The sequence below is a fragment of the Rubinisphaera italica genome, from assembly GCF_007859715.1.
Lineage (GTDB): Bacteria > Planctomycetota > Planctomycetia > Planctomycetales > Planctomycetaceae > Rubinisphaera > Rubinisphaera italica.
Genome location: NZ_SJPG01000001.1, coordinates 1,946,841 through 1,960,517, shown reverse-complemented (window position 1 = coordinate 1,960,517; position 13,677 = coordinate 1,946,841). Strand labels below are relative to the sequence as shown.

Annotated in this window: 10 protein-coding genes; 4 read left to right on the top strand and 6 right to left on the bottom strand. The window is 54.4% G+C overall.

Annotated elements, in window-relative coordinates:
- Positions 1-85 precede the first annotated feature (85 nt).
- The 5 genes from Pan54_RS07285 to Pan54_RS07265 all read right to left on the bottom strand — a co-directional run bounded on the left by Pan54_RS07285 (position 86) and on the right by Pan54_RS07265 (position 6,762).
- On the bottom strand, positions 86-898 hold the full coding sequence (locus Pan54_RS07285) for an SDR family NAD(P)-dependent oxidoreductase (RefSeq protein WP_242631247.1): 813 nt from the start codon (positions 896-898) through the stop codon (positions 86-88).
- Positions 885-1,646 (bottom strand): HpcH/HpaI aldolase family protein, encoded by a 762-nt coding sequence (locus tag Pan54_RS07280; protein WP_146502860.1) that lies wholly within the window; start codon positions 1,644-1,646, stop codon positions 885-887. The genes Pan54_RS07285 and Pan54_RS07280 overlap by 14 nt, the downstream gene beginning before the upstream one ends.
- A 106-nt stretch (positions 1,647-1,752) precedes the next feature.
- Complete coding sequence (locus Pan54_RS25760; protein ID WP_165441637.1) at positions 1,753-4,212, bottom strand: sodium:solute symporter family transporter; 2,460 nt, start codon at positions 4,210-4,212, stop codon at positions 1,753-1,755.
- A gap of 61 nt (positions 4,213-4,273) precedes the next feature.
- Positions 4,274-5,350, bottom strand: coding sequence for a pyridoxal-phosphate dependent enzyme (locus Pan54_RS07270; RefSeq protein ID WP_146502859.1), 1,077 nt, complete (start codon positions 5,348-5,350; stop codon positions 4,274-4,276).
- Positions 5,351-5,979: 629 nt separating this feature from the next.
- On the bottom strand, positions 5,980-6,762 hold the full coding sequence (locus Pan54_RS07265; RefSeq protein WP_146502858.1) for an SDR family NAD(P)-dependent oxidoreductase: 783 nt from the start codon (positions 6,760-6,762) through the stop codon (positions 5,980-5,982).
- A 282-nt stretch (positions 6,763-7,044) separates the two neighbouring features.
- Here Pan54_RS07265 and Pan54_RS07260 point away from each other — a divergent pair, with 282 nt between their 5' ends.
- The 3 genes from Pan54_RS07260 to Pan54_RS07250 all read left to right on the top strand — a co-directional run bounded on the left by Pan54_RS07260 (position 7,045) and on the right by Pan54_RS07250 (position 11,173).
- Positions 7,045-8,151, top strand: a complete 1,107-nt coding sequence (locus tag Pan54_RS07260; protein WP_146502857.1) for a DSD1 family PLP-dependent enzyme — start codon at positions 7,045-7,047, stop codon at positions 8,149-8,151.
- A 189-nt stretch (positions 8,152-8,340) separates the two neighbouring features.
- On the top strand, positions 8,341-9,807 hold the full coding sequence (locus tag Pan54_RS07255) for an outer membrane protein assembly factor BamB family protein (RefSeq protein ID WP_146502856.1): 1,467 nt from the start codon (positions 8,341-8,343) through the stop codon (positions 9,805-9,807).
- 358 nt (positions 9,808-10,165) lie between these two features.
- A complete protein-coding gene (locus tag Pan54_RS07250) occupies positions 10,166-11,173 on the top strand; it encodes a succinylglutamate desuccinylase/aspartoacylase family protein (RefSeq protein WP_146502855.1) in 1,008 nt (335 codons plus the stop codon).
- 69 nt (positions 11,174-11,242) lie between these two features.
- Here Pan54_RS07250 and Pan54_RS07245 read toward each other — a convergent pair whose 3' ends face one another.
- Positions 11,243-12,355, bottom strand: coding sequence for a M24 family metallopeptidase (locus Pan54_RS07245; protein ID WP_165441636.1), 1,113 nt, complete (start codon positions 12,353-12,355; stop codon positions 11,243-11,245).
- Between the two features lie 320 nt (positions 12,356-12,675).
- On the opposite strand from Pan54_RS07245, the gene Pan54_RS07240 reads away from it, so the two are divergent.
- Positions 12,676-13,665, top strand: a complete 990-nt coding sequence (locus Pan54_RS07240) for a Gfo/Idh/MocA family protein (protein WP_146502853.1) — start codon at positions 12,676-12,678, stop codon at positions 13,663-13,665.
- Positions 13,666-13,677 lie beyond the last annotated feature (12 nt).

Here is a 13,677-nt window from a genome sequence, read left to right as displayed (position 1 = left end):
GAAGGAGTGAGTGTGATTTCCCAGTGATAGGAAAATCACAATTGCCACACAAAGCAACTCTTTCATCGATATCAAAGGTGTCCAGTTACTCGGGATCGACCACCTTTGGTTGAGTATTAGCCCGCATGTCCTTGAAGCGGAAGCCACCATCGACTGGGAGGATGGCTCCGGTGATATATTCAGCAGCGTCCGACACCAGAAACGCGGCAGCCCGGCCGATGTCTTCCGGCAGGCCGAGACGCCCCCACGGCAGATCGGTTCCCGCCGCATTGATGACAGCATCTGAGAATATGCGGCGTTCGTTCGGCGTGTCGATCCAGCCAGGCTCGATGGCATTGACGTTGATACGGTGAGAGACCAGCTCAACAGACATGCTGTGTGTGAGATGATTCAGTGCAGCCTTAGCAGCTCCATACGGAGCACACCCCTCAAACGGCATCTCAGCCTGGACGCTGCTGATCAACAGAATTTTTCCACCGCGTCCACGGTTTACCATCTGTCTGGCCGCCGCCTGACAAAGGCGGAATCCTGACTTGAACGTCCCCTCGATCGTTCGATCGAGTTCGTCCAACGGATAATCGAGAAACCCGCACCGCACACTGTACGCGGGATTGCTGATCAGGATATCGATCGCTCCTGCTCGCTCCATAGCATCCCGGACGATCGATTCCGGGCCATCCGATGAAAACACGTCCGCTTCCACTGGCCAACCCTCTCGCCCGAGCGAACGAATTTCCTCCACCGTTTCCAGCAGTTCCTCACTACCAGGGCGGTCGTTCAGAACAAGATCGGCACCACATCTTGCCAGCTCGAGCGCACACGCCCTGCCGATGCCCTGTCCAGCCCCGGTCACAAGGGCTTTTCTGCCGTCGAGTCGGATCATTTCAAACAAGCTCATCGTAGCGTCCTATATCCTGCTGCAGTGCGGATGACCAGCTATGGAACTCGCTGCTGTTCACAAGCAGTTGAGCCCCCTGCGACTTTCGCAACTGCATTTCGTCGAAGGCGATTGTTGGCCCACCAAAGGCGACACCGTGTTTTCTGCAAGCGGCGGCAACGATCTCCCAGGCCTCATCGAGTGACATTTCAACACTCTGTCTCAGCCGCAGTCCCAGGTCGCCCGGACCTAAAAACAGCATGTCAACGCCTTCCACAGCGGCGATCTCTTCCACGTTTCGCACGGCTTCGGGAGTTTCGATCTGAACGCAGAGAAAAGTCTCCCGGTTCGCCCACGCCACGTAGTCGTCGGCATCGTGAATGTGGAAATCGGCGTCGAGACCCGCGTTGTCAATTCCCCGGTCTCCGATCGGCGGAAACTTTACCGCATCGACCAGCGCCTTCGCTTTCTTGGGCGTCGACACGAACGGAATCATCAGACCCGCGGCGCCGTCTTCGAGGTACCGGTACAGCCCGGTTTTCTCAAGCGTTGGCGGCCGAAGCATAATGTCGATGTCATATAGGTGTGAAATCGCCAGCAGGTACTGCGTCTCTCGAAGCGTCAAAGCCCGATGCTCGAGATCCAGCCAGATGCAATCGTAGCCGACGCGAGCCGCATGGCAGATATAGGCCGGGATAAAATGGCCCAACACGCAGGTCCGAATGACTTCTTCGTTTCGAATCCTGGCCAGCGTCTTACTTTTTCTCACTTGGGTATTTGTCCTTGTTGGGGAAATCGAATTCATGAAGGAAAGGACGAACGAAGTCCGGCCTTCTTAAATCACAGATCAAAAATCAATAGTCGCCAATCGCTATTCAGTTCTTCTTATGATCGGCCTTCTTGGCCAGGTCCAGCAGCGATTGCGCTGCGCGAATCCGAGCGTCGAGGTCGAGATCGTTGAGTTGCTTGATCAATTTCGGCGCGAGCGAAACCGCGCGAGCGTCTCCAGCAAAAGTGGCTGCGTGGGCGCGAATGTCAGGATCGTCGGAGTCGAGATTTTTGCTCAACAAGTCCAGCCCAGCCTTGTCCCCCAACGCCGCCAACGCATGGTTGAGGAAGGCTTTGTTCATCGGCGTTGATGCGTCTGACAACCGAGCGCGAATCGGCTCGATGTCCGACTTATCGCCGACGCGAGCCAGAATCCAGGCTGCAATTCGAAACGTGTCCTCGTCGTTCGACGTCAGGCTCTCGCGTAAAAGCGACATCGCCTCGTCATCTCCCGCTTTGGCGAGAGCGGCGGCGGCCATCAGCCGTAGTGGCGGGGTCTTCCCTTCCCGGAACGCCCGCTCCAATTGCGTACGTTCGGCCAGGCCGCCAACTTTGAAAAGGCTTTCAACTGCGTGAATATGACCGAAATCATCCTCGCCCGCCAGAATGTCGAGCATAATCTGCTCTCTGGCTGGATCGCCCGCGCGTACGAGTTCCCGTGACAGGCCGCAAAGCTGTTGATCATCCCAGTTGTCAGCCGCCAGCATGGATTCGAGATATTCACGTACCTCCGCACCATGTCCGCCGATAGTAAGCCCCTCTGCAGCATGCATCGCAGGCCAGAATTCATCGGAACGGAGTCCTTCACGCAAAACTCTGATGCACTTGGCGTGCGTGGTATCATCAAGCTGGATGTGTTGATGCGGCTTCCAGATTGTGAGCAATGCGAGGACAAAAACCGACATTACGGCTGCGGGGATCCACTTGAGCCAGGCCCAATTCGGCAGGAGCCGACAGGCGAGCCAGCCCACGGCCAGATTCACAACGAGCGAGACCGGCGCCATCCAGATGAAACTCACCGGATCGGTGCCGGTGTCTGCACGATAGCCGAAGATCGGTCCAGAGAAGCCAATCAACACCGCCACAATCGTTCCTGCGGCGCAGCCCAGCCAAACGCCCTGCTGTCTGGCGTTCCTGACAAACAACGCGAAGACAAAGAGCGCGAAAATGTGCGGCGGAAGCAAATTAACCGTCTTGTTGGTAATGGCAAGGATGTTTCCAGGCACGAATTTAACCAATGTGCTCGTAGCGATAATGATGGCCCCAATCAAAACCGCCAGGATTCTCGCGCGACGAAAGCGGCGACGTTCTTCATCCTCATCTGTTTCTTTGCCCGTTCTTGTAGTTGAGGAGAAGTCCGAAAGAACAACGGCAGTAATCGAATTGATCCCAGAATCAATGCTCGACATCGCTGCGGCACAAATCGCCGCCACCACCAAGCCTGTAACGATCGGTGGCAGACCTGTCGCGATAAAGTGCGGGAAGATTTTGTCGGCATTGCCTTTGAGCGAGAGTTTGTCGCCCAAGTCATTCGGATTCGCATCGTAGAATCCCAGCAACGCAAAACCGGCGAGCAGGAGCGTCAGTGACACGATCGTGCCGACGATCAGGTTGACCCCAATCGATTTTCTCGCCGCTTTTAGATCCTTCGTCGCCATGAATCGCTGTACTGACACTTGGTCGCCGCCATACGTCGCCACCATCCAGACAATCATCGAAAGTAAAACGCCGACCAGCGACATCCGAACCGCAGGATCGAAACTCATGACCGGCTGGCGATCCCACTCCGGATGCCACTGTGTCGGGAACCAGCCGAACCCGCCCATGTGCCATGTCACCATTCCAATGACGAGCACCGCACCGGTGTAGAGCAGCACCGTCTGGATCGCGTCGGTAATGACGACCGCCCGCAACCCGCCCAACGACGTGTAACCGACCGCGATGGTTCCCGCGAAAAGCACAATCAATGGCTCCCAGGTTTCGTCGACACCAAATATGATCGCCAGAGCGGAGGCTGCAAAATAGATCAGGATCGACATCCACACCAATCGAAGCAGGATGAACATGGCTCCGCCCAGAAGCCGCGTTCCGCGTCCCAGATTTTGCTCCAGCAACTCGTAGGCACTTGTTACGCGATGCTTCATGTAGACTGGTAGCAGCCAGTATGCCACAAGCGCGTAGACGATGGGATATCCGATGAGGTTGACTACGAATGCGGGCCCTTTGCCGATTGCCTCACCAGGAAGCGAAAGGTAGGAGATCGTACTTAGCAGCGTGGCGAACAGCGAAACGCCGATCAGGAAGCTGTTCATCCCACCTGAACCGGTGAAATACTCTTTGGTGTTCGCCTGTTTGCGGCCAAGATGCCAACCGAGAGCCAGCGTACCCAGGGCGTAGATCGCAATGATGATCCAGTCCGCCACAGTGAGTCCACTGGCAGCTGCAGTTTGCCCTGTTTCCTCGCCAAACACAGTGGTGGGAACCAGGCAAATCGCCAGAGCCAACATACCCGGTAATCGAAAGGACCCCACTTGCTCAATCCTCATTTTCTAACGGCGCCTCAGAAATCTACCAGTCATCGATTGCATCGGCATCCAGCATCTGGCACTCAAAATTCGTGTTCATTCGATCGACGGCGATGGCATCTTTGAATCCCGTGCCGGTCACGCAACAGACTATGACTGCATCGGGCTTTAATTCTCCGTTGGCAGCGGCTGTCAGTGCTCCGGCAAGAGCAACAGCTCCAGCTGGTTCACTAAAGATTCCCTCTTCACGAGCCAATCGTTTCTGGATTTGCCACACAAAGTCATCGGAAACCACGTGTCCCGATCCGCCAGTGGCACGACATTCTTCAATTGCCAGGTGTCCATCGACGACGCTCGCCACTTGAAGTCCGCTGACTTTCGTCGTGCATTCAACTTCCACGGCTTTGTCGGCTCCATTTCGAAGCGGACCAGCAATCGTGTCGTTACCTTCCGGTTGAACACATTCGACAGCGGGCAGTTTTGCCAACCGTCCCCGGTCAAACATCAGTTTCAAGCCTCTTGCGACGGCAACACACATTCCGCCGCCTCCGGCAGGGCAAAAGACGTGGTCGATCTCACCGGAAAGTTGTTCGGCCAGTTCAAACGACAACGTCTTTACGCCCGACATTCCCAGCGGGCTGTAGACGAATGCACTGATTTGCAAGGCCGAGTCGGAGCGCTGGCCGAGCCGTTTAAGGCGACAAAACACGTCGGTCGTGGTCTCCGCATGTGTGCCAAACCCTCGAATACGGGCAACCTTTGCACCATAAGCCATCATCTGCGACATCTTGCCCGGAGGAGTGCCTTCCACTAAAGCAATGCGGCATTGAATCCCGGCTGCCGCACAATAGGCAGCCAGCGCGGCTCCCGTGTTGCCGCTTGATGTGGCGATACACTTGCTCTGTCCAGCAGCGAGCATGTGCGAAATTGCACCGAATGCGAATCGGTCTTTGTAAGACCCGGTCACATTGCCGGATTCCAGCTTGAAGTACAGATTGCTGAGGCCCGAATCCCGTCCTATGCGTTTTGAACGAATCAGTGGAGTGTCACCTTCGCCCAGAGTCAACCTTGCTCGTTCCGGAACGTGTTCGATCAGATCAGCCCAGCGCCAGATCGTCATGAACAGAATCCTACGAAAATGAGTGAGTCAAAGTATTCCGTGTCGTCGGAAGTCCTCGGCCACAGGGACTCCCTTGGCCAATCCGTCTCGGACAGTATCTTCTTCATCTTCTTCGTTGACCTATTCACTCACGCGGTGCACGGCCTGGTCGACCACTTCAGAAAGAACGATGCCGACGCCGTCGAGATCGCCCAGAATTAGTAGGTCGCCATGCTTTGTTTCGACCTTCGCATCCCGCCAAGTTGTCGGGGTCGAGCGCAGCCAACCAACACCCGGCTCTGATAGATTGTTTCTCCCCATCTCATACTCAAGGGTTTGCTAAATCAGGCAAAGTTGTTTAATCGAGGATGCAGGTCTTGTTTCGCTCATTATCGTACATAAATAGAGATCTAGACGCAACCTGTGCGAACACACGTCAGATAGATGGATGTGCTCGATGCGCCGGGGAATTCTTCACTGCAGCAGAATGCTGAGAAGTCGAAAGATCAACATCATATTTACGTTACAAAATCAGCAGCGAGAAATAGAACCTTAGGACTTCGCCTCATAGCAGCTCAGACGTTTCACGGGCCGCATCCGCATCCGGCAGCGACCTCCAATCGCGTCGGGAAAGCAATTCACCGCTCGCTTCACGTCAGTGTGAAACCGCCATCGATGACCAATGTTGCACCAGTCATGTAGCGGGCGGCATCACTGGCGAGATAGACTGCGAGAGGACCAAGATCTTCCGGCTGGCCGTAGTCGCCCATGGGAATCTGTCGACGAAATGAGTCGATGATTTCCGGATTCTGTTCGCACCAGCGAACGTTCGGCTCGGTCATGAATCCGCCCGGGCAGATGGCGTTGACCGTAATTCCGTGCGGTGCCCAGTCGACAGCCGCTGCTCGTGTGAACTGAATGACTGCTGCCTTGGCTGTCTCGTAGCTGCGGCCGCCAATTGAACGGTGCACGACCATTCCAGAAACCGACGCGACGTTGATAATCCGACCACCCTGGCCACGTTCGATCATGGCTTTTCCGATTTCACGCGTGCAGAGTATAGTACTATTGAGGTTGAGGTCGAGGATCGTCTGCCACTGTTCCAGCGATTGCTCAGTAAGTGGCACATCAATGCGGCGACCGCCGACGTTATTGATCACGATGTCGATGGGACCGTGATCCTTCAGAACCTTCTCGCACATCTGCGAGCAGGCATTGAGATCTCCTACGTTGGCCTGAATCGGCGTCGCAATCCGACCGAGTGAGCGAATTTCTTCAGAAGTTGCTTCCAGACTCTCAGGATCACGACCGACAAGCACCACGTCTGCTCCGGCATCTGCGATGGCAAGGGCCATTTCTTTCCCAAGGCCGCGGCTGCCACCGGTAATTAACAATCTGCGACCATTGAGACGAAATCGATTCAAAATACTCATGCAATACGTTGTCCTTATCGTTCTTCGATTAAACCTTACTCGATCGTTCTCACACCAAAATCCCCGGTAGGTCTGGTCAGGCCGTCGGCATTTCTGTCGCGATCAGACTGTAACCAGTGATCGTCCGCCTCTTCTCTCTGAACATCAATCTGAAATACCTCCGGTAGATACACAGCAACGACTCACTCCGCAGACGCGTTGATTCGCCACCTGAAACAGCGTAGCATGATCGACCAGACGCTCCACCTCAATGAACCAGGTTTCCTCAGAATAGATTTCTTCATGACAGCGATTCGACCCATTGATGATTTGATCGGCCTGCCGATCGACGAGCTTGACACTCCAGCCCTACTTTTGGACCGGGCCGCTCTCAACCAGAATCTCACGACGATGGCGGACTATTTTCGTGACCGATCCGCAAACCTCCGACCACATTTCAAGAACCATAAATGCACCCAGCTGGCACGGCTTCAACTGGAAGCAGGCTCCGCTGTCGGTATGACCTGTGCCAAGCTTGGAGAGGCGGAGATTTTGGCGGCAGCTGGAATCGAGAATATTCTGATCGCAAATCAGGTCGTAGGTCGCAGTAAGATGGAGCGACTGACACAAGTTGCACGTCGTGCCCGACTCAGCCTTGCGGTCGATCACGTTGACCAGATCCAGGCCATTTCAGAGGCCGCCGTTCGAGCGGATGTTCAGATTGGTGTTCTCGTGGAAGTGGACATCGGGATGGGACGCTGCGGGGTCGCGTTTGGGGAGCCTGCGCTACAACTGACTCGAAATGTTATAGACAGCCCTGGCATCCTGTTTGGCGGTCTGCAGGCTTTTGAAGGTCATCTGATTTACATTCAGGACGCCAACGAGCGGCGTGAGCGAACGATCGCTGCTATGCATCGCGCGATTAAGACGCGGCAGTTGATCGAAGCAGCAGGGATTTCAGTTAACGTGATCAGCGGTGGTTCCAGTTCGACATACCAGTTCATTTCTGACCTGCCCGGCGTCGATGAGATTCAGGCGGGGACCTATGCGACGATGGATTGTGCCTATCGAAAGGTTTCGCCTGAGTTTCAACAGGCGTTGTCCGTTCTGACTCGCGTGATCAGTCGTCGGTCGCCCGGCACTGCCGTCCTCGATGTCGGGGTGAAGGGAGCCGGTAATGAATTTGGTCTGCCTGAAATCAAAGGGTACCCGGACCTGGTGATTCCGTTCTTCAAGTCCGAGGAACACTGCGTCGTAAACGAAGCGCCCGACTGGATGATTGGACAGACGGTGGAACTGATCCCGAGCCACGCGTGCACAACGTGCAATCTTTACCGTCAGTTTCATGTTCACGAAAACGGCCAGATCGTGGACGTCTGGCCAATCGAAGCTTCCGGAATGTTAACCTGACTGCAGAGCAGAGTAGTCCGCTTCCTAACGGGCGCGCTTGTTTGCCGAATTGGAAGAATTTATCCGCCATTGAACCACGCCGAAATCGGTTGCTGTCCCCAACAAAAGACAAGTTCGTTTCCAATTTCACTTCGTGCACGTCATCATGGAGACGAAGCACGTTCGCTGGTTTTGATTGGGAGCAAAAAAATGATCCGAATAATCGTATTCTGCATTGGTGTAACCGCAGTGGCGTCTGCATTTGCGGAAGACTGGCCTCAATTTCGGGGGCCGAACTGCACCGGGATTTCGACGGCGGCCGCTCCGCTTCCCGTGGACTTTTCTGAAACGGAAGGTGTAACGTGGACGGCAAAACTCGGTGATGGGATCGGCTGTCCGGTTGTTGCGGCTGGCCGAGTATTCACGTCAGCAATGGTAGACGATGAAACCGTGGGGCTGTTCGCGTTCGATGCCGCTACTGGCGACGAACTCTGGCATCGCACGTGGCCGGTCGGTGATATCGGCGATACACACAAGACGAACAGCCACGCCAGTACGACACCGGTCGCCGATGCCGAACGCGTCTATTTCTACTTCGGCACACTCGGAATGATCACCGTCGATGCGATGACCGGAAAAGACGTGTGGAGAAAGGAGCTTCCGGTTCCTTACTTCGTCTTTAAATGGGGAGCAGGCATGTCGCCGGTACTGTACCGCGACCTGTTGCTATTTTGTCAGGATGACGATCTCAACCCGGCATTCTATGCATTTGACAAACGCACAGGGAAGTTGAAATGGAAGGACGACCGCAATGACATGTCCGTTAATTATTCTCATCCGGTCATCTGCAAGACTGACGAAGGCGACGAGATTGTTGTCGCCGGAACCGGGATTCTGGTGGGATATGATCCGACAAACGGCAAACGGCTGTGGCAGGCTAAGACGCTCCTGAGGAACATCAAGACCACGCCGGTCTGCAAAGATGGTGTAATCTACATTTCGCTGCAGAGCGGTGGCATCGCCAATCAGTGGCTGGCGTCAGTTGACCGAGCCGAAACGGGTAACAACGACGGTAAACTGACACGCGAGGAAATTCAGGCGTTCGTGGGAAATCGGACCGTGCCAGAAAAGTTCTTTGAGAAAACCTTTGGTCGCGGTGACCTGGACGGTGACGGGGATCTTGAGGGACGCGAACTGGATATCGCCTTCCTGCACAGTGAGAACTTTGCTGGAGCAAGCTATGACGCGAAGAATCCGGCTGCCGAGTTCATTCTGGCCGTGAGGGGTGGCGGTCGTGGAGATGTGACAGACACGCACGTGTTGTGGAAGCATTCGACCAAACACACCGATCACATTGTTTCACCGATCATCTTGGATAACCGAATGCTGCTGGTTAAGTGTGGCGGAATTGCAACGTGCTTTGATACTGGCAATGGAGATAAGATCTTTGGGCCGGTGCGAATTGGAAATGAAGGCGACTATTTCGCTTCGCCGATTTGCGGTGACGGCAAGATCTACGTTGCCAGTGAGAACGGAAAAATCGTCGTGCTGCGAGATTCTAATGAACTGGAGGTGCTGGCAGTCAACGACATGGGAGATTCAATCCTTGGCACACCCGCCATTGCAGATGGCGCACTGTTTGTGCGAACACGAAAGTCGCTAATGAAGATCCAGTAAGGTCGAAGGCCCGATGGTGCAATGCTTTGCCTACGGTGTCGCGAAGGCTAGGCTGAACTTCATGATGCGTTCGATCGCGTTTGAATTGGCGACGCAAAGCATCAACGTGAATGAGATTGAAACCGCTTAGATCGACACGCCCGGCGAACACTTCATTTTCAGAGAAGAAACGATTGCAGAGAGGATTCCCGATTGCCGATGAAACGCATTGGGCTGCCTGAAAACATCGGAAAAGCAGCCGCCTTCCTATGTTCTTCTAAGGCGGATTACATCAGAAGGACAGTGTAATCTGATGATGGACTTTCCGATATGAGCACTGTAAGACCAACAAAATAACTCCGTTAAAGCGTTCCGTTTAATGTCCTTCAGATTTCGACAACAACAATTCAGAGGCCCCGCATCAGGTCCTCACCTGTTGATTACCGGCGGTGTTCATGGTGACGAATTCGAGCCGATCGCGGCTATTCGCAGGCTGGCCGGAATGCTGGCGACCAGTAACAGCGTGTCACAAACGCCTGACGCCCCTGCATCGGCCCCGCCATCTGACAAGGTCACGCTGCTGCGCGGCACTTTGACACTCGTGCCATGTGTCAACGAAGAGGCGTTTCTGCTCGGAAGTCGATGCGCGGCCGACAACCTTGACCTGGCGAGAACGTGTCCCGGTCGACCGGACGGCAGCGTCACCAAGCAGGTCGCCCACGATCTGAGTCAATTGATCCGCAACGCGGACTTCTACATTGATCTGCATACCGGCGGAACCGAATTCTCAATCCTGCCGCTTTCCGGTTACGTACTGCATTCCGATCCGGCGGTTCTGGAACATCAAAGACGTATGGCGCGAGCCTTTCAACTTCCCCTGATCTGGGGAACGTCACCGGAATTGGAAGGGCGTTCGTTATCTGTCGCACGTGATGCCAATGTTCCAGCCATTTACTGCGAACATGGCGGAGCGGCGAGCTGTTCACCAGCGGGAGTTGTTGCCTACGTTAACGGGTGTTTGAACGTTCTGGGTTTGCTTGAGATGATCGACAGACCGTCTGTGGATCTGTCCGTTCCACAGTTGGTCGAAGAGCCGCAGCCAGACTCTGGGCATCTGCAGATCTGCAATCCGTCGCCAGTGGATGGATTCTTCGAACCCGCCGTCAGTCTTGGCGACAAAATCGACGCCGACGCCCCGATTGGAAGTGTAATCGACCTGTGCAACGATGAGACACACGTGGTTAGAAGCCAGCATTCGGGAATAGTACTGATGCTGCGCACATTTCCTCGCGTTCGCGCGGGTGACTCAGTCGGTGTTGTTCTGGCGGAAGAATCGAACGAAAGAAGTGATCTACAAGAGTCGGATAAAGGCGAGCCGCAGGTGTGAGCGGCTTGTTGTTAAAATTGAATATACAGGCCGTCACACCTACGGTTCGCCAAAGAAATTTCCAGACTGCTACAGTTCCAGCGGGAAGTTTGTGAGTCGTTCCACACCATCACTGGTGACGAGATAGTTCTGTTCGAGTCGGATGCCGGCCTTCAATTCATCGGTGTAGAGACCAGGTTCTGCGGTAAAGCAATCGCCTTCTGCAAACGTATCGTCCCACTTTGGATTCAGGTGCGGTGCCTCGTGAGGAAACAGCCCGAAACCGTGACCAAGATGATGAAAGAAGGCACCTGGTCGGAATTCATCCAGCATCGCCTGAGCCTGCGTAAACAGCTCACGACATGACACGCCCGGTTTGACCGTTCGTTCGACCATCTCCAGGACAGCGACGATAGCTTCCCAGGCTTCGTACTGTTTATCCATGGGTCTTTTGTTGACCGAGAAGGTTCGGCAGTTGTCGGCGTAGTAGCCTCGGTATGCAGGACCAAGATCCAGAATGAAGAGTTCGCCGTCCCGTGCGTCGCGATTGCGCGGGGGTCCGCCGGGCGAGGCACATTGAAAGTCGTTGCCTAGCGCAGTTAGCGGTTCTCCCGCCACTTCAACAGCCGCCGCATGCAGTTGATTGTAGACCTCCAGTTCATTAATTCCAGGTTCGATGATCTCGCGAGCCCGGTGATACATCGCATCCGTGCAGCCAATGGCTCGGCGAATCATTTGCAATTCATCCAGATCCTTCTTCCGCCTGAGCTGCCAAAGATCCGGTTCAAGATCGATAACGTGCTCCGAATTTAGCGTGGTCGGTGACAGATGCAGACCAGTGACGGAGCCCTCTACTGCGATCGAACTTTGCAGATGACCACATGCTTCTACAAGAGCTGTCAAAGCAGACTGCTGCTGCTCCTGGCGCAGGGTGCAGTGCCACTGAGCTTCGAAGGTCACACATTGGTCAACGCTGGCATCAGCCGGTTCCTCGTTAGGAGCTGCAAGAACGCATTCGCCGGTCGCTTCGATGCAGACAGCAGCCTGCATCAGCCGGTGAGGGCGAAATCCAGTGAGGTATTGGATATTCTCATGCGTCACAAAGATAGCTCGATCGACTGGCAGCTGCTCCATTAATTTGCAAACGCGGGCCTGTCTTTGTCGACAATACTCGGCTGATAGAGAAATCTGTTCGTTCGACATCATTAATCTCGACAGGCAACAGAGGCACAGATGGCTTTTATGGGCGGACCGGGAAATTCGCGAGTCTTGTCTCCCAGAGCAAATGATGCCCGAACAGCATATGAAGATATCAATATCGAACAACGCCGTCATCTGTGGGCTTCGGATGACTGAATCGAAGCAGGTGTTTAGTCATCAAACCGTTTGGCTGACCAACGTTGAGTGGATAATGTTGAAGGAAAAGTCGGAACAGTAACGCAGCCGTTACTGGCAGCGTGGACTAACCGTGTTGGTCATGATAAATTGAGATAACAACAACGGAAAATTTTGAGCAACATCTAATGAAACAAATCTTGATCATTGGCGGTGGATCTATCGGAGAACGGCATGTTCGCTGTTTTCAGCAAACAGGTCGCGCCCGTGTTTCCCTTTGCGAAATGCGCGAAGATCTCCGCAAGGATGTCTCGGAGCGTTATGGTCTGAATCAGTGTTTTTCATCTCTGGACAAAACGTTACAGAACGCAGCTTTTGACGCGGCCGTCATCTGCACGCCTGCCAATATGCACATTCCAATGGCGCTGGACTTGGCTGCCGCCGGTTGCGGCATGCTCATCGAAAAGCCGCTCAGTACTTCGCCGCAGGGAACCGAACAGTTACAAGCGGCCATATCGTCCGCACAGCTTCCCGTGTCAGTTGCCTATGTGCTTCGCCAGCATCCTGCTCTTCAGTCGTTGAAGAAAAGCGTGGATGAAGGACGTTTTGGACGCCCCGTGCAGATCGTGTTCGTCGGCGGACAGCACTTTCCGTATTATCGACCGGCGTATCGGGAAATCTACTACACCCGACACGAAACCGGCGGTGGAGCGATTCAGGATGCGTTGACGCATATGGTCAACGCAGCAGAATGGATTGTTGGGCCGATCACCCGTCTGAGCGCGGATGCGGAACACTGTGTTCTGGATGGAGTCGACGTGGAAGACACAGTTCACATGATGACTCGACACGGCGATGTCCTCGGTTCCTTCAGTCTGAATCAGCACCAGCCGCCTAACGAATCGACGTTGACGGTGATCTGCGAAAACGGCGCGGCCCGTTACGAAGCTCATCATTGTCGGTGGCTGTCGTGCACAGAACCGGGTTCGGAATGGACTGTTGAGGAGACATTTCAAATCGAACGTGACGATTTGTTTATGAGTCAGGCCGAAGGTTTTTTGAATCAACTGGATGGAAACGTTGACCCAGCCTGCTCGATCAACGAGGCGATTCAGACGCTGCGAGTCAATCTGGCCGCTCTGGAATCCGTCAGAACCGCTCGTTGGGTAAATATATGATTGAATCAACCG